The organism is Rheinheimera sp. (assembly GCF_036782235.1).
In the GTDB taxonomy this organism is placed as follows: Bacteria; Pseudomonadota; Gammaproteobacteria; order Enterobacterales; family Alteromonadaceae; genus Pararheinheimera.
Window position 1 is genome coordinate 397,695 of record NZ_DAIPZL010000001.1, and the last position, 24,407, is coordinate 422,101.

The window sequence follows — 24,407 nt, forward strand, 5'->3', positions numbered from 1 at the left end:
GTGCTGAAATGTCCGATCCGTTTTATCAGCTGCAATGGCAGCTCCTTGTTGACCCCCTGCTCACAGCACGGCAAATCCAGATTTGGGTTGCCACACTCAGCTGCCGGGTGCCTGACATTGCCGGGAATAAATGGTTAAAACTAAAGTATCACATCCAGCAAATACAACAACATAACAAAAAGGGAATTCTGAGTTTTGGCGGTGCCTTTTCCAATCATCTGGTTGCTTTAGCGGCGGCCGGCCAGCATTTTGGTTTTCATACTGTTGGCATAGTGCGCTCGTCCGCCCCTGATTGGCACAACCCAACCCTGACCCGTTGCCGTGAACTTGGTATGCAGCTGCAGTTTGTGCAGCCAGAACAATATCGGCAAAAACAACAACCAGAGTTTTTGGCCTGGCTGCAAAGCCAATATCCGGATTTTCTGTTTGTACCCGAAGGCGGCAGCAGTCCATTGGCCTTGCCCGGGCTGGCCGAACTTCCCATCACCCGGACACCGGCGGGCACCGCCAGCCTGATTGCCTGCGCAACCGCAAGCGGCGGTACTCTGGCTGGTTTAATTGCCGCCCATCCAGACACTTCGGTGTTGGGTATTTCAGTGGTCAAAGACAGCTCCTTGCCAGATCGCATTGACCAGTTATTGCCGGTTCAGCATTCCAACTGGCAACTGCGTCAGGAGCAAAGCCAAAAGCCTTATGGCAAATTTACGCAGCAGACCTTGCAGTTCTGTCTGGATTTGGCACAGCAGCAGATTTACACCGAACCAGTTTACAGCGGCAAAGCACTGCACAGTTTAGTGGGCTGGGCGCAACAAGGGGATTTTGCGCCGGGTAGCCATATTGCATTTTTCCACACCGGCGGTTTGCAGGGTCTTGCAGGGCTTTATTATCGCGGTTTGATTAACCAGCAACAGTATCAGCTGTTGCTGGGGTCTGTTAATGTGGCTGGTCCTGCGGAATAATTTGCGACAAGGGCTGACTAAAATAATAACCCTGAGCGCCACTGACCCCGAGCTTTTGCAGCACCTGCCATTCTTTGAGGCTCTCAACGCCTGTGGCGATCACCCGCACCCCTTTGTTGGTATTACAGCTGATTAAACCCCGGACAAATAATTGTTGTTCCAGCTGTAAATCCAGATGCCGCACCACAGAAGGATGCAACTTAATGGCGTCAACCTTCAGCTCATCCAGATAAGGGCAAGGCTCTATCGACAAACCGACATGGTCGATGATCAGCGCAAAACCCTGCTGCTGCAAATGCGCTAATACAGGTTTTAACTTGCGGTAATTTTTCTGCAGATGATATTCGTCCACCTCCAGCGCAAACTGCCGGGACTGAATTTGCTCTTGCGCCAGCATCTCACCCAACCACTGCAACCAATCTTTGCTGAGCAGGGTTTCCACCGCCAGATTGACACTACACCTGTTGTTGCCGAAGTTTTCCAGCTGGCATAATTTTGCCGCTTTGAGCAACACATACTGGTCAATGGCCTGGGTTAAACCACAGTTGGCTGCCATCGGCAAAAATACCGCTGCGTTGAGTTTATCGCCTTCGCTGCTGTGCAACCGCACCAGCACTTCATGCTGGATCACATCATGTTGCTCCCAGGAAAACACCGGTTGAAAAGATAAAATCAGCCGCTGTTCTTTTAATGCGTTACTGAGTTCAGTGCGCCACCAGACCGAACCTTTAATTTTAGGTTTATGGTTGGGGTAAAAGCCATAAGCAGCATTGGGTCCCTGTAGCTGCGCTGTTTTTAGCGCCATATCGGCTTCAGCCATCAGCTGATAAGGGGCCTGCCCCTGCTGATAAATGACATAACCAATATGCAAAACGTCAAAATCGAGGTAATCGGCAAAATAACTGGAGCGGCTTAAAATAGAGGCCATCCGGTCGCCCATGGTTTCGGCATCTTTTTGCGTCAGGCCAGGCAACAACACCGCTAAGTCATTGTCGGCAATGCGGGCCAACACGGTTTGGGGCAAATGAGCACACAGCTGGGTTAATAACTCGGCACAGCCTGCCAGCCGCTGCACCTGCAATGGCAATTCCAGATACATCTCCGGATGACTCACCTGAATAAGAAACAAAGCGCCGGATGAGACTTCCTGTGGGTCATTCAGATAATGTTGCAGTTTGCTTTCAAAATAGATGCGGTTACCAATGGCCAGATCGTGGTCGATCAGCCCCTGCACCCGCACCAGATGACGGATTTCCTGCTCACGACGCGCCTGCGCCTGCTGATTTTGCTGTAATAAGGTTAATTTACTGCTCAGGCTGTCCTGTTGTGACAGCGGTAAGTGCGCCTGCTGCATTAAAGCATCCAGCTGGGCGGATAAAGCGGCGATTTCCTGTTGTTGTTGCTGGTAGTGTTCCAGCCGCCCCAGCAATAACCAAAGCGGCAACAACAACATCACATCAAACAGCAAATAAGCCCAAAGCTCAAATGCCAGACCTGCCGCATTGGCTTTGCTGACCAACAACAAAGCCAGATTCGCCACCAGCAATAACAAACCTAAGCCAATCCAGCGTCCATACTGTTGCCATAAAATTCCCGGGTTCTGCACAATCACCTCCACGTTATTATTTCAGTGTTGTTGCCACACAGAATTTTGTCGAGCCAAGGCACGGATTTATCTGAGCTCTGCTACTGATGTTGCTTTTTGTGGAGCTCCGGCCGCTATTTTTCGCAAATACAGTTGCAGATCCTGTTTTACTTCCGGCAATAACAAATACAAAGCCAGAATATTCGGCACCGCCATCAGAAAAATCATCGAGTCGATAAAATCAAACACCGCCAGTACATTAGGTACAGCCCCCATAGCCACTACGGCACAAATCAGCACCTTATAACTGCGGATACTGTATTTATGTTCACCAAACAAATAGCCCCAGCCTTTCTGGCCATAATAAGCCCAGCTCACCACTGTGGAATAACCAAATAACAATAAAGCCACCATCAGCACCAGCGGAAACCAGTCAAACACCGAGGCAAAAGCCGAAGACGTCAGCTGCACACCGTCCAGTCCGGTTTGCAGATAAGCTCCGGTTAAAATAATCACCAAAGCCGAAATGGTACAAATCACCACAGTGTCGATAAAAGGCTCTAACAAACCAACAAAACCTTCGGAAACCGGGTCATTGGTGCGGGCGGCAGCATGGGCAATAGGTGAGGAGCCAATACCGGCTTCGTTGGAATAAGCGGCACGGCGAAATCCCTGGATCAACACGCCAATGACCCCACCATAAGCGGCTTCAGGGGCAAAAGCGCCTTTGACTATAGTGAGAAGTGCCCCAGGAATGTCTTGCCAGTGCAGCCCAATGATCACCAGCGCCGCGGCCAGATAAATACCACACATCAAAGGCACCAGTTTGCTGGTCACCCGGCCTATGCTTTTAATGCCACCGACAATAACCAGCGCCACCAGCACTGCATAAATAAAACCAAAGAGCCAGGCATTATCAAAACCTGTTACTGTTTTTACCTGCACAAAACCCTGATTCACATGCACAAAACCGGCAGAGCCAAACACACAGGCCACAGCAAAAAATCCGGCCAGGAATTTGCCCAGTCTGGGTAAATTATATTTTTCAAGCGCCGCTTTGATGTAATACATAGGGCCACCGGCCACAGTGCCGTCCGGCAAAATCTGCCGGTATTTCACCGCCAGCGTACATTCCACAAACTTGGTGGTCATGCCCAAAAAACCAGCCACTATCATCCAGAAGGTGGCACCAGGGCCACCCAGGGTAATAGCCACAGCCACACCGGCAATATTGCCGGTGCCGACAGTGCCGGATAAAGCCGCTGATAATGCCTGAAACTGGCTGATCTCGCCTTTGTCATTTTTATCGGCAAAATCCCCCCGCACTACACGCAACGCATGGCGAAAACCACGGATATTGATAAAACCAAGATAACAGGTAAACACTATGGCACCACACATCAGCCATAACACTGTGACAGGGATGGCAACACCCTGCACCTGAAATGAATAAAACACCACACTGGCAAGCGCCGTGCTGAATTGCTCAAAAGCCTGCTGAAAGCTGAACTCGCTGGACATCTGGAAATCTCTGGCTGCAAAAATCAGCACCTTACCACAAAATTTCCCGCCATTGCCCTGCCATCTTATTTACAAAACTTATCAGTTGATTCATATGACATTGGTTTTACCAGCTATCAGTGTCATCAGATTCAACTCAGCATTGGTGATATTCGTCGGTGAGGACACTCAGTCTGAGTGTATTGCAGCTGTTTCGCTGAGCCAGGTGCCAGGAACTTGAGTTGATGACAGCGACAAAAAGTCAGGGGAGCTTTCAGGCGCACCACACTGTCACCACTATGGCTTTTACTTTATTATTTTGGCGAGATATACCAGTGAATTGGGCTCTGCTGCTATCACTTTACCCGCATAACGATGTCCCATCGTATCGCACTTAACATCATCTTGATGCTCAAACTTCGCAAATTATTCTTATTCTTCCGATATCAATGTGCCACGCCTCAATGCTGATTTATTCGTGGATGACATCAATATTTCATTGAATAGCCAAAATTCTATTACCTGCTTTTTACCTGAGCCTCTCTGGCTATAGCACCTGTTCTATTTTACAGGTTTAAACATCATTCGTTCTGGTTATGCTGATATCGCATTTTTCAATTGCACTAGTAGATAAACAAACTAATAAAGGTGATTTATGAGTGAAGATAACAAAATACTGTTAGACGAAAATGGCGATTTAAAACTGAACGATGAATTCCTGGAAGATATTTCAGGCGGAAGCAACCCAGAAGAAGTTGATGAAGAGTGTTTATTTAACTGCTCCAACTCAAACTGCGGCTGCAAAGAGAAGTAGTGATATCTCATTCTCAGCAGGTTAACTTCAAAATTAACTTGCTGAGAACTCTCTGGTGATAATGATGATTAAAAAAATATTCATGGTTTTTTTATTGGCAATCCATTCATTTGGAATGAGCGCGCAAGAGAGATATATTGAAGGAAAGCACTATGTTGTTACGGATACCGGAGTCACATCAGAGTCAATAGAAGAGATTTTTTCATATTTTTGTGTTCATTGTTTTCGTTTTCAATCCACATTAAATCGCCTGGAACAACGGCTATCAGAACGTACTGTTATTGAAAAAACTTACATTAGTCATGTATCCAGCGAAGCGCCAGCGATCAACAGTTACCTTGCAAAGGTTCGTTTACTTGCCATTAAAAACAAGAGCGTTGACCAACTTGATCAAATAGTTTTTAACGCCTTTCATGTTGAAAAAAAAGACATATCCTCAGAAGAAAAAATAAATAAGATATTAATTGACTCAGGGTTAAACTCATTATTTTCTCAAAACCAATTACAGGAAAACGATATATCCGAGTCATTTATTAAATTAAAGGATAGAAATTTACAGCTTGTCAAAAATAAATCCATTGTATCTCTTCCAACATTAATCGTGAAAGGAAAGTACAGAATTAACATTTCCTCTTTAGATAAAAAAAATCTGGACGATGATCTTTACGACCTGATTAATCATCTGATGAACAAGTAAAAAGCCGAGGTGTAAAATGAGCATGGTTCAAGGTTTTGATAGAAAAGATGTCATGTACTCGTTAAGAAATGATATTTTTAACTTGATTCTTTTCCCTACCGAAGAGTGTAATTTCCGTTGCGTTTATTGTTATGAAGACTTTGAAGTTGGGAATATGCCAAGGTGGTTAGTTGACGCCGTAAAGCAGCTATTAACACACAAAGTAAAAAAACTAAAATGTCTTAGCCTTTCCTGGTTTGGTGGCGAGCCGCTGGTCGCAAAACAGATACTCTTTGAGATTGCAGAACACGCCTATGATTTATGTCAGCAATACGATTGCAAAATTATTGGTGACGTGACAACCAATGGTTTTCTGTTGGACACCACCACACTAGCCCGATTGGTCTCGCTGAATCAAACCCGTTTTCAGATTTCTATTGACGGTGATGAAGAAGTACATAATCAAACCAGGATTACAAAAAATGGCCGGGGGAGTTTTACCCGTATCTGGCAACGTTTAATGGATGCTGCTGCAACCGACTTAGAGTTCAACATTATTTTACGCATTCATGTAACCGATCTGAATCAAGACGCAATAGAGCGTTTTCTGAAGCTCTATCAGCAACACCTGGCCAATGACCCACGCTTTTCATTGTTTTTTAAAGCAATCTCAAACCTTGGTGGTGATCAGGACAAAGTACAGCAATTAATCAGCAAAAAAAGTGCCGCCCATTTTGTAGCTGAATTAAATGCCCGTTATTACGGCAATCAAGGCGATAAACCCAATTATATTTGCTACGCATCCAAACCAAACTCGCTGGCAGTCCGGGCAGATGGCAGCCTGAACAAATGCACTGTTGCTTTAAAGGATGATATTAATAAAGTCGGCCGAATCAATGAAGACGGTACTTTAAGTCTTCAACATCAAAAAATTGGCAGTTGGATTAGCGGCTTTGACACCCTTGATAAATGGCGTCTGGGTTGCCCTTTAAGTTACCTGAATGCTCATCCCGAAAAGAAAAATGTAACAGTCGGAGAGATCAATGTCATTCAGGTGGCGTAATTGGTCAGTTTGTATCAGTCGCTGTCTGCTCTGTGTTGTTGCGCTCACTGGCGGCCTGGTTGCCGCAGGGACTTCCGCAGATACCCCAGAGCAGCTGGCGCAACAGCGCTACCAGCAGTTGCTGCAAAATGTTGGTGCAGGATTGATGCGCTTATCACCAGACCAACAATGGCTGGTTCTGGCAAGTAAGAATGGTTACCCTTCTATCCATTCCAAAAGCAATGCAGCGCACATTGAACTGCTCGGACGTGAGTTTGATCGTGAGCGTCCTCTGGAGTCGGGCAGTCTATTGGCTGACAAACTCACATTAATTCAGTTAAACACCGGGCAAAGTACCGAGCTGTCGTTGCCGGATCGGCAAATAAATGATGTGTTTTGGGCGCCTGACTCCAAAAGCTTCGCGATGATTGGTGTGAGTGCAAAGGCTTTGGATGTCTGGCGCTTCAACCTGTCGGCGCAACAACCTGAATTCTGGTCTGAAATTGCCGTGTCCGGGCAATTAGACTCAGCTGCGATTGTCTGGTTGCCAGATAGCCAAAGTGTGGTGATCCGCCACAGTGCCATGCAACCCCTTGATACTTCAACAATGCAGACTGCCACACTACAGGTGACAAAAACGCAATCCGTGCAGACCAGAGTCTATCGTCATACCCTTGATTCCGAATTTGCACTGTTGAATTTTGCCGGCTTGCTACGCCAACAAGCAGTGCTGTTGCGTAAAAATGGCGAAAAACGGCCATTAACGGCTGAGCTGCTATTAGAGTCGATCAGTGTTTCCCCTGATGGGCGCTATTTGTTGGTGCAGCATTTTGCGGATGAAATACAACCAGGCGTCATGCTCAACCGGCTGGCACGCGAATATCAGATTGTCGAAATTGCAAACGGAAAAGTAAGTGCAATACTGCCCAAACTCCAGACGGATCAACAAGGTGCCAGAGAGGCAGACTCAGCAGCATCAGGCCCTCGTTTGTTGCAATGGCGTCCTGATGCGCCCGCGACTTTAGTTTGGGTGCAGAGTTTAGAACCACGCGGACACAAAGTGGCAGCGCAATACCGGGATGCAGTCATGTCGTTAGCGGCACCATTTAACGAATTATCCCAGGAACTATTCAAATCTCAATGGCGATTGCATCAGTTGTATCTGTCCGCCTATGGACGACTCATTTACACAGATTTTCACGCAGGGTTAAAACAGCTGAGATACTGGAGCCTGCAGTTCAATACAATTCATCAGACTCCGACACTGTTAACACAATACGACTATACCAACCAGGCTGAGTTTCCGGGCGAGTTGGTAACCCAGTCCCAGCCTGATGGACGAAATCAGTTGGTGAGTAAAAAATCTCAGGAAGTTTATTTCCTCGCAAAAGGACAACATCGTTGGGGAGATGGAGCTTATCTTATCCGGCAAGGGATAGAGCCCAAGGATCAGCTCACCATATTAAAACCCAATCATCAGCAACATAGTCAGACACCGGTTTATCTGCGCATACAAAACGATAGTGAATGGTTTATTGTCTCAACAGAGTCGGCCCAGCGCGCTCCGTCCTTGTGGCTTCACAAAAAAAATTCAGCAGATTTGCTGATTTATGATTGGCACTCCGAAGGGCTATCTCCGACGCCAAAGCCGGTTTTACTGGAATTTAAGCGTAATGATGGCGTGCAGATGTACAGCCAGTTATACCTGCCAAAGCTCAAGGGCAATGAGTTGTTACCCGCAGTGATTTGGCTCTATCCACGCGAATACCGTACACATCAGCAACAACCTAAACCATCGCAGCAAGAAATATTTGTGCCAATTGACCCGCTGGGTCCACTGGTCGCACTTGATGATGGTTTTGCCGTTGTCGATGCCAGTCATGCGCCGATCATCCGTCAGGATGGGCAAGAACCGAATGACACCTTTATGCACCAGCAGCAGCAAAATATCTCGGCGTTAATTACCGCGCTAAAGAATACTGGCCGTGTTGATACCAGTCGCCTGGTGTTGATGGGACACTCTTACGGCGCATTCAGTGCGTTAAGTTTGCTGACCGGGCGCGCTGATTTTCGCTGTGCTATCGCACGCAGCGGTGCATACAATCGTTCGCTAACGCCGCTGGGTTTTCAAGGTGAAAAACGCACTTTATGGCAGGCACCTGAGTTGTATCAGCGCATGTCGCCATTTTTTGATGCCGATAAAATTAAAACACCGGTGTTACTGATCCATGGCATGGCCGATGAAAATCCAGGCACTTCGCCTTTGCAGTCTGAAATGATGTTTCAGGCACTTCAGGCAAACAAACAGCATGCCAAGCTATTGTTATTAAAGAAAGAACGCCACGTGTATCGTTATCAGGAAACCATAAAACAGATGCTGACAGAGCAATCTGGCTGGTTACGGGAGTGTGCCCAGCTCAATTAACTCCGACGGAACTACTTTAGGCACAAGTCATCAGCTCACCTGGTTTTATCACTTGCCCAACAGGTAATTGACAGGTAATAATGCCATTAAATTTTTGTGGCTTTTTTGGTGTATGTCCAAAGTTATCTTGGGTGATTTTGTTCTCGATACCAGTAGTAACCTGCTGTTTTCCGGTGATATTGAATTAGGAGCAGAACCCAAGGTACTTGAGCTGCTGGCTTATTTGTATCGCAACCGGGATCGCTACAGCAGCCTGCAGGAATTGCATGATCAGGTTTGGCCTGGTCGTGTTGTCAGCGATACCGCGGTCCGGGGAACCATTAAGAAGCTGCGCACGCTGTTGGGCGACAGCGATATTGCCGAACCCAAATACATCAAATCTCTGTCAAAGCGCGGTTACAAACTGATTTGTGACGTTGCCGATGTTCCTGTAGAACCAACAGAAAGCGTGAGCCTCACCGAAACGCATGCCGGCATGTTGCATGTGTCTGGGGGTTATGCCTTCACGTCAGGGCAGACAGACATTCACCGTCATCGGCCGGTTCGGCAGTTTGCTTTGGTTCTGCTGTTGTTTGCAAGTGCAGTCATGCTGTGGCTGGTATTGCTCTGGCAACAACAAACCCCTTTGTTTGAAGAGTCACCATTGTCCGGACAATTGATCCCGATGACGGTCGGAGAAAAACGCGGCCTGGCGGTATCTCCGGATGGGACTCATCTGGCCTTTATCGGCCGGCAAAACCAAAACGATCGCTGGCAAATTTATGTTATGAACCGGCAAAGCCGTGACATCCGCATTTTGCCAGTGGCCAGCCAGCAACCTTCGATGTTGCTGTTTGATGATGATCAATCCCTGCTAGTTGTTAATCAGAAGCTCGGAGATTCCGCCATCTATCATTTGCAGCTGGACAAAAGTATGCAGCTGGTGCGGGAAGAAACTGTGGCAAACTTCCCAATTATTTCTCATTTGAGCCCCGGAACCAGCAAAGGTCACTGGATAATTAATGCCGCTGACGAAGTGCAAGGCACCCTGAAGTTATATCAGTGGCAGGCAGGGTCAAAAGAATTAAAGCTGTTGCAGGCGCGAAGTAGCGCAATAGAGCATATATATCAATCCGTTTACTCCCCGTCGGGGCAGTGGTTAGCCAATACTGTACTGGTTAATGGTGTTGAGTTCAGATTGGAAGTTCAGGATGTTCAGTCAAAGCGTATCCTCTACTCTGCAAATACCCTGGGTCGGGTCGGTAAATTGGACTGGGTTGGTGAAGAGTCGCTGATTGCTCTGGATAAAAGCGGATTGGTTCTGGTTGAATTGGCATTCAACAGTCAAAGACTCATCATGAAACATGGCGAGGAAAAAATCGCCGATTTTTCTATCGTCGGGCCCGAGTCGCGGTTATTAATTCTGCAAAATGAATATTTGTCGGAACCGGTGTTTCGCGAGTTATTCCTTACTCCTGAAGTCTCTTTAAAACGTCTGGTCAACGTGCCACAGGGGGTGCGGATGATCAATTATGCCGACAATGAACAAGAGTATTTTGGCGTTTTTCAAACGCAAGATCATCGGTCTTTAGTGAAATACGATCAAACTGGTCATCGCAAAGAGGTCTTGTATAGCACTGATCAACAGTTAGAGTTATTGGAGTATCACCCAAAACAGCGTGTATTGTTATTGCGTGTTGGGCTGCAATTAATGCTGCTGAATCTGGAAAATAGCTCACTTGAGCTCATTTCGTCTTCTCAGAGTTATCTTGATAACCAAGCCGCTTTCTCTCTGGATGGCAACAAAGTTTATTTCGGTCAGTTAATTGCGGGGCAATGGGAACTGTTTCAATTTGAACGCGCCACAAAAAGTATTCGACCGCTGGTCAAAGGATACCGCTCTGTACGGGAAACTCCCCTTGGTTTTGTCGGCGCTATGGATCAGGGGGATTTATATTTGCTGGATCAGCAATTCCGTCAGATCAAACCTCTTGGCCATAGTATTAACACTGATTTCATCAGCCGTTGGTATATCAAGGGGCAACGGATAATCTGGAGTGATTTTGACTTGGCATCAACCAGGTTAAACCAACTGGATCTAGCAAGTGGCGAGTTAAAAAAAACCAATTTCCCGTTTGAAAAAATGCGTCCTCGTTTTGCTATTAACGACAATGGCAACCAAATACTGGTTTATAGCGTGGGGGCGCGTACCACCAATCTGCATCAAGTGGCTTTATCTGCGTTCATTACTAAAAAATAACAAATTAATCACAGTAAACTGAGCTTTTCGTTATTCTCTCAGCTCCTGTTTGCGGTCACCATTTTCCTGACCAACAATAAGGAGCGTTAACATGAAGAAAATCTTACTTGCGATATCCATCCTGTCATCCGCGGCATTTGCAGTAAATGCCGACACAGAAACACCTGACAAAGAATCAGACACTCCATTTACTATTTGTCAGGTTCTCGCCACCTGTGACAACGAAGATTAAAGACGGGAGGCCATATGAGTTTTTTTGAGCAAACAGTGGCCGAACTGAACCAGATGACAACATTGCTCCAGTTGGAAGCTTATGTCATTAAGTTCGCGGAATTGTCCCATATAGACTGGTGTTGTTTTGTTGTACATAGCAATCACACTGTCTTTATGGGTTCAGTACCTGAGCCTGTCAAACAACGCCTGACTGCGGCGACGTTAAAACAGCTCAACCTGCATTGTTGCAAACCTTGCTGGTCTGACTCCGATGACTTGCTCAAAACGACTTTACCACAGGCCAGCTTGCTGATTCCTGTGGTGGCGTCGCGTCCGGATTATGGATGTCTCATTTTGGGTTTTTCCGCATCAGTTATCGAACCAAAACTCGCTGAAAAGCTTGGCTGGTTTTGGCAAGTGATTGCGATGTATCTGTATGACACTTATCGACGACTGAACGGCAGCGACAAGGTTCGCCACTCTCAGTTAACCCCACGTGAAATAGAATGCGTTTACTGGGCTGCTCAAGGTAAAACTTCCTGGGAAATTAGCCGGATCCTCAGCATCACCGAACGCACGGTGAACTTCCACCTTAGCAACAGCATGCAAAAAACCGGCAGCAGCAACAGGCAGCAGCTCATTCATAACTGCATGAATATACTGTGATTTTTTGTAGTTATTAATTAGTTATAAAAAAAGAATAGCCTGATGATTGTTGTATCAGGCGCTTCATCACACCCTTACACAACCCATTGATTAAGTATCGAGGCGCATCATGAATGATTTTTTTAGTCTGGACCAACCGTTAACTGCAAATACCACTTTAGAAGGTTTTATCGAAGTCACAGCCCTGGATGAACTGGACAAAATTGTTGGTGGTTTTCTCAATCCCGACGAGATTTACATCCAGCTGGAAGACGATGCAGTGACTACACCACGGCCTTAACCAGACGTTGGATACTGAAGTTTTTGACAGGGTGACAGAGGGTGAGACGTCGCTGATTATAAACACCTTATTTTCCGAACAGGACAGTCTGAGATGTCATATCTGAAGCTCTTTCGTAAAGAAGCGCTGCGCCAGCAATACAAATCACAGGAGTTTGGTGATTCGGTGATTCAGCAGCCGTTATTGTTGGATAAAGCGCTGCTGGCCATGGTCATTGCGGTTTTTTTTATGTTGTCCCTGGCGATTCTTTATCCCTTTGTCAGCACAGAGCGATTAAACCTTGTCGCACATGAATCCAATTATTTTCCGATCGTATCACCAGTGCCGATTGTGGTGGAAAGACATTTACATCCGGATGGCAGCCGTATCAACCGGGAACAGGTTATTACTCAGGTTCGTACTTTTGATATAGCCAGTCGCATTGAACAGACAGATCTCATCAGCAGCAATGAAACAGGCATTTATTTTTCAATACTCAATGCAGGAACAACAGCTGAAGCTTTTCAAGCCTTCGCCAAAATTCTGCGGGTGAATAACGAACACTTATTTTTCTTTACCTTGTCCGGGGCAAAATCCGAGCAGTTAAAACCCGGCCAGCTGGTCAAACTGAAAGCGGGTCATCATCAGGCGAAAGGCAAGGTGCACTCGGTCGTCGGCCCATTTCAAAAAGGCATCATGAACATCGGTATTCAGTTAGAGCCTGCTTATGATGTTGCGGTATTGCACCCTGCAGCGGCGGTTCGACTGGAGCTCAGCGTAAAGCGCGACAACTTTTTTGCTTTGCTTGGTGAGGGTCGTCAATGAACATGTCTGACTACATTCAATTTAGCAGCAAACAGCTGCCGGTTTATCTGCAAAGCGAAGTCGCTGAATGTGGCATTACCTGCATTGCGATGGTCGCCTGTTATCACGGTTTTAAAACCAATATGTTGGCGATGCGTCAGAAGTACCCTACAGGTTTGCATGGCGTGACCGTAAAACAAATAGTGCAGATTTCTGACGAATTAGGCTTATCGGCCCGTGTGCTTAAACTCGATTTAGGCCAACTGGCCAAAGTGAAAAAACCAGCCATTTTACATTGGAATTTTAACCACTTCGTCACATTGGCAAAAGTGACCAGCCGCGGCATTACCATTCATGACCCGGCCAAAGGGCGTCTTCATCTGGACTGGAATCAGGTGTCAGAATCCTTCACCGGCATTGTGATTGAGCTGGTTCCCTCAGGCAATTTCGAGCGCAAAGATGAACGCATCCGGGTACCGCTGCGTCAATTTATCGGCAAAGTTGATGGATTATGGTCGTCTTTAAGCAAGATTTTTATCATCGCGCTACTGCTACAGGGCTTGCTGCTTGTTTCTCCTTATTACATTCGGGTGGTGATTGATCAGGGCATAAGTTCCGGCCAGGCCAGTCTGTTGTGGTCGGTATTTATTGGCTTTTCCCTGGTGCTGGTACTCTCGGTCATGGCACAGATTATCCGTGCCGCTGCCATTATGTATCTGGATAAAAATCTGAGCTTTCAGATAAAAGCCAACATTCAACGGCATCTGCTGCATTTACCTTTGAGTTTTTTTGAAAGTCGGCATGTTGGCGATATCAAATCCAGATTTGAAGCTTTTAATGAAGTCCAACGCTTGATTAGCCGCGGATTTATCACTGCAGTGGTCGATGGATTGTTAAGCGTGTCGACCTTAATGATTATGTTTCATTACAACAAGGAGCTGGCACTTGTTTCCGTTGGCTTTTTGCTGACGCTGTACATCATTCGTTTTTTCCTGACAAACAAAGAAAATACTCATTTAGAACAACAATTAAGCAAACACGCCCGGGAAAATAGTCATTTTATTGAAACCATACGGGCAATCATGCCAATAAAAAGTTTTGCTAAAGAAAACAGCCGCTTATCCAGTTGGATGAATTTTTATGCTGACACCTTAAACGCCAGTATCCAACGCGAAAAAATTACCATTGCCAGTGATGTGACCCAGAATGCCCTGAGCAGGATCGAGTATCTGGTGATAGTGCTGATTGGAGCGCAGTTTATTATTGACGGTGCTTTGAGTCTGGGCATGTTCTTGGCTTATCTCGCCTACCGGCAACAATTTGCGGATAGTGCCCAATCCTTGATTGATAACATTTTCCGCTTTCGTATTGCCGGCACTTACCTGCGGCGGATGTCCGATATTGTGATGCAGGAACCTGAGCAGGATCAGGGCAGAATCGCAGTGCAAAGCGGGCAAGTGGCGGGTGCATTAGAAGTACGGAATTTGCATTTTAGATACAGTGAAAATACGCCATGGCTGTATCAGGGGCTGAGTTTTAGCATCAAGGCCGGAGAGTCGGTGGCGATTGTGGGCCGGTCCGGTTTAGGTAAGTCCTCTTTACTCAAAATTATGACGGGGTTAATCCAACCACAACAAGGTGATTTGTTGCTCGATGGTATGCCACTCAAGACTTTGGGCTTTCGACAGTTCCGGCGCTTCAGCGCGACCGTGATGCAAAATGATCAATTATTAAATGGCTCACTCCTCGAAAACATCACATTTTTCGACCCTTCGCCAAATCTGGAGTTGGTCAAAGAGGCACTCAAAGGTGCCGCTATCTGGGATGAGATCCAAGCAATGCCTATGGGCTTGTACACTCAGGTAGGCGATCTGGGCAGTGCATTATCAGGCGGGCAAAAACAACGAATTTTACTGGCGCGGGCCTTTTACACCCAGCCGAAGATCCTGTTTTTGGACGAAGCGACCAGTCATCTGGATAGCTTAAGTGAGCAACGCGTCAATCAATATCTGAAACAAAAAAACATGACAAGGATCAGTGTTGCCCACCGCAAAGAGACCATTGAGGCTGCCGATCGGGTGATTGATTTAGCCGAATTAACGGCGATAGCGCCAGTTGCAAAAAGTGCTTAAAAATAGGGAATAGCAACGATGAAAAATAAAGTTAGCACTCTGGTGTATAGCACCATTGGCACGCTGTCAGTGCTGTTACTGGTCAGCGGCTGGAGCATCGGCTTTGCCGGAGGTTTACATTATGTCAGCGAAGCCAGTGTCAGTGTGGCTACAGTGCAAAGCGGTGACTTTGTCCAACGGGTCACAGGGTATGGCAGTTTACAATCGCGCAACCAAAGGCTGCTGACAGCCAGCAATATTGCCACTGTCGATGAAATAAAATTGCGGCCCGGCGCCGTTGTTGAACCCGACACTATCCTGCTGACACTGAAAAACCCCGCACTTGAAGTTGCGGCACAACAAGCATTGGCGAACCTGCACAATAAACGCAGCAACAGCCGCCGCCTGGTGCTGGAGCAACAACGCGAAATTTTAGAGCAAAGCTCCCGCCTCGCTGAACTGAAATCCGACTCAGAATTGGCCGCATTACAGGTTGAGGCCGAAGCTCCGCTTGCCACTGCCGGCATTATCTCCGGCATGGATGCCAAGCGCAGCCGTGCCAAAGCAATACAGTTGGCGGAACGTTATCAGTTGGAAAAACAAAAGTTGGCCACACTGGAACAGGTGCACCAGCAGTACCTGTTGATCCAGCAGGAAGATATTCAACAAGCCGAAGCCGAACTGAACAACGCAACTGCTCAGGTACAGCAATTGGTGGTTCGGGCCGGTATGAAGGGCGTGTTGCAACGTTTGCCGGTGAACCTTGGCCAAAGTGTGAACGTCGGTGATGAGCTGGCGTTAGTCGGCAGCCTTTCACCTTTAGTGGCCGAGATAAAAGTGCCACAAATGCAAGTGCGGTTGTTGCAGTTGGGCGCGAACGCCGAAGTGGATACACGTCACGGCATTGTCACAGGTCAAGTGGTGCGTATTGACCCTGTGGTGACTGACGGTGCAGTACAGGTCGATATTCTGTTACCCGAGCAATTAAGCAGTGATATTCGCCCTATGCAAATGGTTGACGCTCGGATCCATGGCCAGAGCCGCGGCCAGGTGAGCTTTGTCGACCGCCCGGCCGGCGTGGCTGAGGATGCAAGGGTTGAGCTGTTTAAACTGGATGCGAATCAGATTGCCAGCCGCGTGCCGGTGCAATTTGGTAAGGCCTCTGGTCAACAAATTGAAATAGTGTCAGGTCTGGTGCCTGGCGATCGTATTGTTGTCAGCGACTTACAGTTTGATAGCAGCGTGTCACAACTCAAACTGACTCAATAAGGAACAGGTCATGAAAACCGATGTACTCAAAGTAAAACAACTTAAAAAACTCTTTCAGTCTGGTGACCAGTCGCAAGTGGTGCTGGATGGTGTCAGTTTTAGTGTGCAGGAAGGCGAATATGTCGCCATCTGCGGTCCTTCCGGCTGCGGTAAATCGACGTTATTAAATATTTTAGGCTTGTTAGACACTGCTGACAGTGGTGAGTATTTTATTGACGGTTTGCTCGTGTCCGACATGAACGCAGAGCAACGTGCGCAGATGCGCAGCCGGCGAATAGGCTTTGTATTTCAGGCATTTAATCTGATTGATGAATATACCGTACTCGACAATGTCGCCTTACCTCTTAAATACCGTGGTGACAGCCTGAAGCAACGTCAGGCCAGGGCGTTGGAGTGTCTGGAAAAAGTGGGTCTGGCCGATCGGGCCGCCTTGTTTCCCAACCAGCTATCCGGTGGTCAGCAGCAACGTATTTCCATCGCGCGGGCCTTGGCGGCAGATTCCGGCATTATGCTGGTCGATGAACCTACCGGTAACCTGGATTCAAAAAATGGTGATGCCGTGATGGCTTTGCTGGCTGAACTGCATGCTCAGGGCACCACTATTATTCTGGTCACCCACGACCCGCGTTATGCCACTATGGCGCACCGGCAAATAAATCTGCTTGATGGCAAGGTGGTCCATGCTGCCGCTTCACATCTTGAGGTACAGGAGCAGGTGGCATGAATTGGCAAATGATCTGGCGTCAATTTCATCAGGCACGGCAATATTATGTCACTGTAATACTCAGCCTGGTGTTTACGCTTACGCTGCTGTTTAGTGTGCTCAGTCTGGTGAATATTACTTTTTTTGCTCCCCTGCCCTATAAAAATGACCGGGAGCTGTATTTTATTGGCGGTGAACTGAATTATCAGGGGGCTACACACCAGGCCAGTAACTTACAGACCTTGTTTGATTTTCAACAAAAAAGCCAACTTATTGAACAGACGGCTATTTATTTTAATTTTCAAACGGAATACAAACTGCTGGATTTACCGGCTCGACCCAAAGTTTCGGTGCTGTTCGGTGCCCACAATATTTTTGACGTGATGGGTGTTGAGCCTTTGTTAGGCCGGTTATTTAACGAGCAGGAGCAAGCTGGCAATAAACAACCTTCGGTGGTGTTAAGTCAGGCCGTCTGGGAGCAACATTATCAGGGCAGACCGGATATTGTTGGCCAAAGTATTCAACTGAATCAACGTCAGTTTACCGTGATCGGGGTGTTAAAACAGCCGCTGGAGTTACCCGACTTTCAAGATGCACACCAGGCAATTTGGTTGCCACTGGATATGGATGAATTTGTTGATATCCGTGGCTTTGATGGTTATTCCGCAGGTTTTTATGCGTTAGGTCGGTTAAAGCCCGGCGTCACGCCACAAGAGGCCAGTGCAGAAGCCTTTCAGATCCTCAAGCAAGCCTCGGCCCAGCGCCATCCCGATTTACAACACATGTTTGAGTATTCCGGCAAGGTCGTGCCGCTCTATCAGCAAATCCGCGGCGATTCTGGCAAGTTAGTCCTGATGTTACTGGCTGGTGTTTCACTTCTTACTTTAATTGCGCTGGTGAATTTATCCAGCATGCAGCTAGCGCGAGCTGTCAAACGCTTGCAGCCAATGGCGGTTTGTTATGCCTTTGGTGCCAGCAAAAAACAAATGTTTATTCAGGTGTTTCAACACAATGCAGTGCTGTTGTTCGGTGCCGGCTTACTGGCGTTAACCCTGACCTGGCTGGGATTCAGCACTATCACACAGGTGGCCTCCGCTCAGTTACCTCGCATCAGTGCTTTGCGTATTGATGGATTGATGCTGTTGCTCACTCTTGTTGTATTACTGGCGATTGCGCTTTTATTTAGCTGGATTGAGTTGAGTAGTGTCAGGGAACAGCAGCTGATGTCGGCATTGCAAAGCAGCGGGAAAGGTGCCGGCAAACAGTTACGACAAGGGGTGGCTCATAGCTTAATTGGTGTGCAGTTATTTTTATCTTTATTGGTCCTGTTGGCGACTGCGCACGTGTTTGTCATTGCCTGGACTGAAGCAAACCGCTCTACCGGTATCAATAGTACCGACCTCTGGTCGCTGACCGTTAATTACGCAGATTTGGAAAATCGCGAGCAACGGCAAAATAACCACAAAGCCATGTTACAACGCCTGGCGGATATACCTGATATTATAGCAGTCACTGCGGTGTCAGAGCCAAGAGCACCCAGAGTCCGGAAACAGGATGCGATCAATAATGCGCAGGGTGAGGTCATTTCAACGGCACGACAAATAGCCACACTCCCTGGCTACTTTCAGTTTTACGGTCTGGAAGTGAGCGGACAGGATTTCCAGCCAGATCAAGTTGGCCTGGAGCATTATCCGGTTATCGTCAACCAGCGTTTAGCCGATCGTATTGCCCGGCTCAGTGGTAAACCCGCCACAGGACAAAGTATTTCGCTCAGCGGTGACAGTACCCAACGTCAAATCATCGGGGTCGTCGCCAATACCAACTTCCCGGGCGATCCTGGTTTTGAAGTGGATGAGGTTTTTTATCCGGCGGACAACAACGGCAATAATGACTACAGCTACCTGCTGAAGCTGAACCCTGGTGCCGTTTTGCAGCATAGCCTCATCGCAGACATGTTACAGCAACAAGATCCGCGGCTGGGTCTGTTAGAACTCACCAGTGTCGAGAATGCATTTGCACGTTTTTCACTGGCACACCGCCTCGCCGCCGCGTTATCGGCCACATTGGCGTTGATGAGTTTATTAACTGTATTGGCCGGGATTGCCGGCATAGTGAGCTATCTGGTGCAGGCGCGTCGTTATCAACTCGGGGTAGAAATGGCAATGGGTGCCAGCCTGAAGCAATTGCTGCAGGGTAATCTGATGCAACTGACACAGCCAATAGGCGCAGCATTACTGCTGGGTTTCTGTTGTTTTTTCTTTCTCGCCGGTTTTAGCCGTACCATGCCGCAGTTAATGTTTCTGGCAAACTGGGGATTGGTGTTTGCGTTATTGCTATTGTTAGCCCTGGCCGCATTATTGTGCAGTTTTATTCCGTTACGCCGGGTATTACTGACCGATCCAATTAAAGCACTGCGTAATGAGTAACAGTTGATGAGCAAAGCTATCAGAACCATCAACTGGGAAAAATACACTGCGTTGTGTTCCATGTTGGTGGCACTTTGTGCCCTGGCGACGTCCATCTGGCAGGGCATCAGTATGCAAGAGCACAACAGGATATCGTTAAGACCTTATCTGGAAACTGAGATGAACAGCAAGGATGATGGTAGCTGGGAACTCTTTATCAACAACAATGGGATGGGGCCCGCGCAGGTCAAAGGCTTACAGTATTTTGTGGATGGAAAATCTTATGCCAGCCGGGAGGATTTTCTGCTGGCATTAGGAGAAGACCCCAATTGTTATATACGTGGCAACATTGGTCGTTTTTATAAAGTTGCAGATCGGCAGATGGTCTATAGCACCTATAGAAAAGCCTGCTTTAAGGCCGAATCTGAACGAGTGGCAATGTTCAGCAGAATGAAGATTGTCATCGATTATCAATCTTTGTATGGCGAGTCTTATCAGCTGGTCATTGGTCAGGAGCAATAAACGCTCACTGGCTTAAAAGGTTAAAAACGCCTGCACCACACTAAAATCGTCAGCCCCCCATCTACGGCTGGAAAAACTAACAGCTGATCACAGTTTTCCCAGCCTTTTTCCCTGCCAACTTTGTTGAAACTTCATTATTTGGTTATAAAAATCGCACCAAATTGTCATTCCCAGGCGCAACACTTTGCAGGTGAAACCTTGCATCAACCGGGGATGACTGATGAACCGAATCAGCTTTGCACTTTTCACCCACCAGCAAACGTTGTCTGATTTACCAAGTGCCTTTCTCTTATCAGCAGGCGGTATCCAAAGATGTTGGCAACAGATACTGTGGCCATTGCTGTTGATATTGTTGTTGGCGCTGAACCAGCAGGCACAAGCTGCGCAGCCAAAGAACAGCAACTTCAGCCCTAAAGTAGTGCTGGTCAGTATCGACGGTTTGCGCTGGCAGGAATTGTTTTATGGTGCTGACGAACATCTTGCCAATGACGGCCGTTATGTCAGAGATGCAAAACTGCTTAGCCCTTTACTCGAAGGCAATAAAGCGGAAAAGTTGATGCCGTTTTTTCACCAGATGATTAAAAAACAGGGTTTATTGGTTGGTGACCGTCACCAGGGCTCTTTGATGAATGTCAGTAACAAAGCCCGGGTATCTTACCCCGGTTATAACGAAATGCTGAGCGGTGTGGCCGACCCTGGCCTGCATAACAATACCCGCAGATACAATCCCAATGTCACAGTGCTGGAATGGTTGAATCAACAACCGGCTTTACAGGGCCAGGTGGCGGCTTTTGGCTCCTGGGATATGTTGCCTTATATTCTGAACGTGCCACGCAGCCAGTTGCCGGTCAATGCCGGTTTTGCCAGTGCCAGTGGTGAGCTGACCCCAGAGCTGCAACTTTTGAATAAACTACAACGCCAAACCCCGAGCCCCTGGGCTTCGGTGCGGCTAGATGTATTTACCCATCAGTTTGCGCTGGAATATCTAAAACGGAAAAAACCTAAACTGCTCTATGTAGCTTTTGGTGAAACCGACGACTTTGCTCACGACCGCCAGTATGATCAATATTTATGGGCGGCCAAACGCAGCGACCAGTTTATTGCTGAGCTGTGGCAGCAGCTGCAAAACGACCCTTTTTACCGCAATCAAACCACTTTGTTGATCACCACAGATCATGGTCGTGGCCGCCACGCCGACAGCTGGTCACATCATGGCAGTGTTCGGGCTCTGGCCGGTTATTTGCAAAAACTCAGCGGTAGCGCTGCAGTTGAAGGTTCAGACGAGATTTGGCTGGCAGCCCTTGGCCCCGCCATTGCGGCCCAGGGCATCAAAAACACCGGCACCACTTGGTGGCAACATCAGGTGGCAAGCACAGTGGCAGAACTCTTAGGTTATGATTTTCAGCATTTTCAGTATAAAGCCCAGGCTGCTTTGCCGGTGTCGGGCAACAGTCAGCAGCTGGCACAAGGCAACAACAGTCTGCCGGCTACTGCACCTTAATACTGCACCTCAAAACTGCGCCTGCAACTGCGGATATGCCCTCGGGCGCCGGGTAGTACACCAGGCGAGCTGTTAACGGCGCTGGTAGATTTCCAACGGCAAGCCGTCCGGATCGGCAAAAAAGGTAAATTCTTTACCGGTATAAGGGTCCACCCGGATAGGTTCAACCACAATGCCGCGCCCTTCCAGCCAGTCTTTGGTTTGTGCGACATCGGCCACCACAAAACTCAAATGGCGCAAACCCTGAGCTTCAGGTCGGCTTGGCCTTGGTGGTGCATCAGGAAATGAAAACAGCTCCAGCTGACAACCATCCGGCAAGGCTAAATCCAGTTTCCAGGACTGGCGTTCAGCGCGGTAATGCTCCGCCAGCACTTTAAGCCCAAGCGTTTGACTATAAAAGGTTTTTGATTTTTGGTAGTCGCTGCAAATAATGGCAACGTGGTCTATGGCTAATAACAACAGTCTCTCCGGAACTATCAGTGGTAGCAATGTTAAGGCGCGGGCCGGCGCATGCCCGGATAACGCTGATACAACTGTTTCAGCGCGTCGGATTGTTGTAACGCCGCCATGCCTTTATCCCAGCGTTTTTTCAGCATAGCGCCGCGTATCGAATGCGAAAACCCAACATAAACAGGTACCTGCAGTATTTCCTGCAGCACCAGTTTATGGTTTTGCAGCAGTGGCTGGCCACTTTCGTTTAAATCGGCCTGCTCGGCCAGGTAAACGTCAATGCGGCCTTTAATGACCATTTCAAGGCCTTGTTGCACCGAATGCACTTCATAACCTTCGGCGGTCAGCCCCAATACAGCACCGTAGTTATAGGCCAGATCCCAGGCCAGCCGCAGCTCGGCAAGTGCCTTGACCGTTAATGGTATCCCCTGGCGCAACCCGGGGCGATAAACCGCCATAATGGTATCAAAATCAATGGGTTCTTCTGACAATAACAGCTTATGGCCATCTTCTTTTGTCACCGCCAACACCATATCCGCCTGCTGTTTTTCCACCAAACCCACAGCACGGTTAAAGTTGCTGAACTCCAGTTGCAGCTCCCCTTTTTTGGGTGTTAACACCAGTTGCACCAGCTCAAAATAACCGCCGCTGCCATCTTCATTGGTATAACCGGGCCAGCTTTTGGTCATCAGCCTGATGTTGTCTGCCGCAAGCGGCCAGCTCAGCATGATGAATAACAACAGTAAAAAACGGCTCATCATCAACAGTCCCATACCAAAGCACTGTAAATGAGCTTAGTGGCAGAATTGCGGCTCAGCCAATCTGGGTACCACAGATAAAAAAGGCGCCACAGGCGCCTTGATGATATCACTGGCTTTTAAAGCCCTTGTTGCGCCTTGGCCTGAGCTTCAACCTGACGCCACACCCGCAGCAAATTACCGGACAGAATTTTTTCAATGTCGGCTTCGCTGTAACCACGGCGAATTAAACCTGCAATCAGATTCGGGTACATAGATACATCCTTTAAGCCTTCAGGTAAAGAATCACCGACACCGTCAAAATCCGAGCCTATGCCAACATAATCCACGCCCACCAGTTTGGTCACGTAATCAATGTGATCAAGCACAGTGTCGACATTGGCAAATGGATAAGGATGTTTTTTCAGATATTCAGCTCTGAAGATTTTTTCATCTGTGCCTTTAGGCGCAGCGGCCAGTGCAGCTTTAAATTGCAGTCCCCACTGGTTGGCCTGTGACACCACAAAAGATGAACCAAAATTAATCTGAATCACCCCACCGTTTTTTGCCAATGCTTTGATCATGGCATCATCCATATTACGTTCAAAACCCGGCACAAAACTACGCAAAGACGAGTGCGAGGCAATAACAGGCGCTTTGGTCAGCTGAATCACTTTATAAAAAGCGTCATCGGATACATGCGAAATATCGATCATCATGCCAAGCCGGTTCATTTCAGCCACCACTTGTTCACCAAAGGGGCTTAAACCTTTCCATTTGCGGCGCATATCGTAGCTGGAATCGGAAATGTGGTTCGACTCCGAATGCGCCAGCGTGATGTAACGAATACCACGCTGATAAAAATGCTGCAGGTTCTCCAGTTTGCCATCGATAGGCGTGCCGTTTTCCATGCCAAGCGCCAGCGAAATTTTGCCTTGGTTAAAATGTTTGGCTAAATCATCTGCGTTATAGGCCATAGCAAACTTGTCCGGCGCCCGGCCCACCAAAGCTTCCATACTGTCAATCAGCTGATTGGCCAGCAGATAACCACCACCGGACTTTTCATAACTGGATGGAATGTACACCGACATAAAAGGCGCATTTAAACCACCGGCTTTGGCGCGCGGGTAATCAAATTCGCCACCGGGAGCGGCCACACTGACATCTTCCCATTTGTCCTGCAAACGGTAAGGCACGTCGATATGGGTATCCACAATCAACATTTGTTGTGCCAGTTGCTGGGCGCGCCCAGCTGGTTCTGTCGCCACTGTGCTGGTTGATGAAGTGCCAGAAGTGCTGGCACAACCGGCCAGCAGCAATGTCAGACTGCAAGCAATGAGAGTAGGTTTAAACACTGGATAGTCCCTCTGGAAAACGCCGTTGTTGTCGGCAAATTCAGTGTTTTTAGCCAGTCACACAGCGTAAAAACCCTGATTTATCATTGTTTTTGTCAATTTTTTTGTTGTCTGGCACAGAGCATAAAACAAATACAGCCAACAGCACTATGGTATTGGACTGTTATTTTTT

21 protein-coding genes are annotated in these 24,407 nt (G+C 47.6%); 16 read left to right on the plus strand and 5 right to left on the minus strand.

Annotated elements, in window-relative coordinates; all coding sequences use genetic code 11:
* Positions 1–8 precede the first annotated feature (8 nt).
* Positions 9–959, plus strand: a complete 951-nt coding sequence (locus tag V7P87_RS01695) for a 1-aminocyclopropane-1-carboxylate deaminase/D-cysteine desulfhydrase (RefSeq protein ID WP_333795879.1) — start codon at positions 9–11, stop codon at positions 957–959.
* On the opposite strand, the gene V7P87_RS01700 is transcribed toward V7P87_RS01695, so the two are convergent.
* The gene (locus V7P87_RS01700; RefSeq protein WP_333795880.1) at positions 934–2,565 is read right to left on the minus strand and encodes an EAL domain-containing protein; all 1,632 of its coding nucleotides are present in this window, start codon (positions 2,563–2,565) and stop codon (positions 934–936) included. The genes V7P87_RS01695 and V7P87_RS01700 overlap by 26 nt on opposite strands.
* Before the next feature lie 66 nt (positions 2,566–2,631).
* Complete coding sequence (locus tag V7P87_RS01705) at positions 2,632–4,065, minus strand: alanine/glycine:cation symporter family protein (protein ID WP_333795881.1); 1,434 nt, start codon at positions 4,063–4,065, stop codon at positions 2,632–2,634.
* Between the two features lie 634 nt (positions 4,066–4,699).
* On the opposite strand from V7P87_RS01705, the gene V7P87_RS01710 reads away from it, so the two are divergent.
* The 15 genes from V7P87_RS01710 to V7P87_RS01780 all read left to right on the plus strand — a co-directional run bounded on the left by V7P87_RS01710 (position 4,700) and on the right by V7P87_RS01780 (position 21,693).
* Positions 4,700–4,858, plus strand: coding sequence for a hypothetical protein (locus V7P87_RS01710; protein WP_333795882.1), 159 nt, complete (start codon positions 4,700–4,702; stop codon positions 4,856–4,858).
* Between the two features lie 64 nt (positions 4,859–4,922).
* The gene (locus V7P87_RS01715) at positions 4,923–5,555 is read left to right on the plus strand and encodes a hypothetical protein (RefSeq protein ID WP_333795883.1); all 633 of its coding nucleotides are present in this window, start codon (positions 4,923–4,925) and stop codon (positions 5,553–5,555) included.
* A gap of 16 nt (positions 5,556–5,571) precedes the next feature.
* Entirely contained in the window at positions 5,572–6,597 is a 1,026-nt protein-coding gene (locus V7P87_RS01720; protein WP_333795884.1) for a radical SAM protein, read from the plus strand.
* Positions 6,578–9,001 carry an alpha/beta hydrolase family protein gene (locus V7P87_RS01725; protein ID WP_333795885.1) on the plus strand — a complete coding sequence of 808 codons (2,424 nt, stop codon included), beginning with the start codon at positions 6,578–6,580 and terminating at the stop codon, positions 8,999–9,001. Before V7P87_RS01720 ends, V7P87_RS01725 begins: the two co-directional genes overlap by 20 nt.
* A 112-nt stretch (positions 9,002–9,113) precedes the next feature.
* Positions 9,114–11,240, plus strand: coding sequence for a winged helix-turn-helix domain-containing protein (locus V7P87_RS01730; protein WP_333795886.1), 2,127 nt, complete (start codon positions 9,114–9,116; stop codon positions 11,238–11,240).
* 91 nt (positions 11,241–11,331) lie between these two features.
* Positions 11,332–11,472, plus strand: a complete 141-nt coding sequence (locus tag V7P87_RS01735; RefSeq protein ID WP_333795887.1) for a hypothetical protein — start codon at positions 11,332–11,334, stop codon at positions 11,470–11,472.
* Between the two features lie 35 nt (positions 11,473–11,507).
* A complete protein-coding gene (locus tag V7P87_RS01740; RefSeq protein ID WP_333795888.1) occupies positions 11,508–12,119 on the plus strand; it encodes a helix-turn-helix transcriptional regulator in 612 nt (203 codons plus the stop codon).
* Between the two features lie 109 nt (positions 12,120–12,228).
* The gene (locus tag V7P87_RS01745; RefSeq protein ID WP_333795889.1) at positions 12,229–12,399 is read left to right on the plus strand and encodes a hypothetical protein; all 171 of its coding nucleotides are present in this window, start codon (positions 12,229–12,231) and stop codon (positions 12,397–12,399) included.
* A 186-nt stretch (positions 12,400–12,585) separates the two neighbouring features.
* On the plus strand, positions 12,586–13,203 hold the full coding sequence (locus V7P87_RS01750) for a hypothetical protein (RefSeq protein ID WP_333795890.1): 618 nt from the start codon (positions 12,586–12,588) through the stop codon (positions 13,201–13,203).
* 2 nt (positions 13,204–13,205) lie between these two features.
* Positions 13,206–15,314 (plus strand): peptidase domain-containing ABC transporter, encoded by a 2,109-nt coding sequence (locus tag V7P87_RS01755; protein WP_333795891.1) that lies wholly within the window; start codon positions 13,206–13,208, stop codon positions 15,312–15,314.
* Positions 15,315–15,332: 18 nt separating this feature from the next.
* Positions 15,333–16,562 carry an efflux RND transporter periplasmic adaptor subunit gene (locus V7P87_RS01760; RefSeq protein WP_333795892.1) on the plus strand — a complete coding sequence of 410 codons (1,230 nt, stop codon included), beginning with the start codon at positions 15,333–15,335 and terminating at the stop codon, positions 16,560–16,562.
* Between the two features lie 10 nt (positions 16,563–16,572).
* Positions 16,573–17,286, plus strand: a complete 714-nt coding sequence (locus tag V7P87_RS01765; RefSeq protein WP_333795893.1) for an ABC transporter ATP-binding protein — start codon at positions 16,573–16,575, stop codon at positions 17,284–17,286.
* On the plus strand, positions 17,283–19,691 hold the full coding sequence (locus tag V7P87_RS01770; RefSeq protein WP_333795894.1) for an ABC transporter permease: 2,409 nt from the start codon (positions 17,283–17,285) through the stop codon (positions 19,689–19,691). Before V7P87_RS01765 ends, V7P87_RS01770 begins: the two co-directional genes overlap by 4 nt.
* Positions 19,692–19,697: 6 nt before the next feature.
* The gene (locus tag V7P87_RS01775; protein ID WP_333795895.1) at positions 19,698–20,192 is read left to right on the plus strand and encodes a hypothetical protein; all 495 of its coding nucleotides are present in this window, start codon (positions 19,698–19,700) and stop codon (positions 20,190–20,192) included.
* A 337-nt stretch (positions 20,193–20,529) separates the two neighbouring features.
* Positions 20,530–21,693, plus strand: a complete 1,164-nt coding sequence (locus V7P87_RS01780) for an alkaline phosphatase family protein (protein WP_333795896.1) — start codon at positions 20,530–20,532, stop codon at positions 21,691–21,693.
* Positions 21,694–21,765: 72 nt separating this feature from the next.
* On the opposite strand, the gene gloA2 is transcribed toward V7P87_RS01780, so the two are convergent.
* The 3 genes from gloA2 to V7P87_RS01795 all read right to left on the minus strand — a co-directional run bounded on the left by gloA2 (position 21,766) and on the right by V7P87_RS01795 (position 24,235).
* Positions 21,766–22,152: an SMU1112c/YaeR family gloxylase I-like metalloprotein gene (gloA2, locus tag V7P87_RS01785; protein WP_333795897.1), complete on the minus strand. Its 387-nt coding sequence runs from the start codon at positions 22,150–22,152 to the stop codon at positions 21,766–21,768.
* 32 nt (positions 22,153–22,184) lie between these two features.
* Positions 22,185–22,901: a substrate-binding periplasmic protein gene (locus V7P87_RS01790; RefSeq protein WP_333795898.1), complete on the minus strand. Its 717-nt coding sequence runs from the start codon at positions 22,899–22,901 to the stop codon at positions 22,185–22,187.
* A gap of 119 nt (positions 22,902–23,020) precedes the next feature.
* Complete coding sequence (locus tag V7P87_RS01795; RefSeq protein ID WP_333795899.1) at positions 23,021–24,235, minus strand: dipeptidase; 1,215 nt, start codon at positions 24,233–24,235, stop codon at positions 23,021–23,023.
* Positions 24,236–24,407: the final 172 nt, after the last annotated feature.

What these genes read in the sequence shown, in the direction of transcription:
- V7P87_RS01695 (WP_333795879.1), top strand. Translation starts at nt 9, where the DNA reads ATGTCCGATCCGTTTTATCAGCTGCAATGGCAGCTCCTTGTTGACCCC.
- V7P87_RS01705 (WP_333795881.1), bottom strand. Translation starts at nt 4,065, where the DNA reads ATGTCCAGCGAGTTCAGCTTTCAGCAGGCTTTTGAGCAATTCAGCACG.
- V7P87_RS01710 (WP_333795882.1), top strand. Translation starts at nt 4,700, where the DNA reads ATGAGTGAAGATAACAAAATACTGTTAGACGAAAATGGCGATTTAAAA.
- V7P87_RS01715 (WP_333795883.1), top strand. Translation starts at nt 4,923, where the DNA reads ATGATTAAAAAAATATTCATGGTTTTTTTATTGGCAATCCATTCATTT.
- V7P87_RS01720 (WP_333795884.1), top strand. Translation starts at nt 5,572, where the DNA reads ATGAGCATGGTTCAAGGTTTTGATAGAAAAGATGTCATGTACTCGTTA.
- V7P87_RS01725 (WP_333795885.1), top strand. Translation starts at nt 6,578, where the DNA reads ATGTCATTCAGGTGGCGTAATTGGTCAGTTTGTATCAGTCGCTGTCTG.
- V7P87_RS01730 (WP_333795886.1), top strand. Translation starts at nt 9,114, where the DNA reads ATGTCCAAAGTTATCTTGGGTGATTTTGTTCTCGATACCAGTAGTAAC.
- V7P87_RS01735 (WP_333795887.1), top strand. Translation starts at nt 11,332, where the DNA reads ATGAAGAAAATCTTACTTGCGATATCCATCCTGTCATCCGCGGCATTT.
- V7P87_RS01745 (WP_333795889.1), top strand. Translation starts at nt 12,229, where the DNA reads ATGAATGATTTTTTTAGTCTGGACCAACCGTTAACTGCAAATACCACT.
- V7P87_RS01755 (WP_333795891.1), top strand. Translation starts at nt 13,206, where the DNA reads ATGTCTGACTACATTCAATTTAGCAGCAAACAGCTGCCGGTTTATCTG.
- V7P87_RS01760 (WP_333795892.1), top strand. Translation starts at nt 15,333, where the DNA reads ATGAAAAATAAAGTTAGCACTCTGGTGTATAGCACCATTGGCACGCTG.
- V7P87_RS01765 (WP_333795893.1), top strand. Translation starts at nt 16,573, where the DNA reads ATGAAAACCGATGTACTCAAAGTAAAACAACTTAAAAAACTCTTTCAG.
- V7P87_RS01770 (WP_333795894.1), top strand. Translation starts at nt 17,283, where the DNA reads ATGAATTGGCAAATGATCTGGCGTCAATTTCATCAGGCACGGCAATAT.
- V7P87_RS01775 (WP_333795895.1), top strand. Translation starts at nt 19,698, where the DNA reads ATGAGCAAAGCTATCAGAACCATCAACTGGGAAAAATACACTGCGTTG.
- V7P87_RS01790 (WP_333795898.1), bottom strand. Translation starts at nt 22,901, where the DNA reads ATGAGCCGTTTTTTACTGTTGTTATTCATCATGCTGAGCTGGCCGCTT.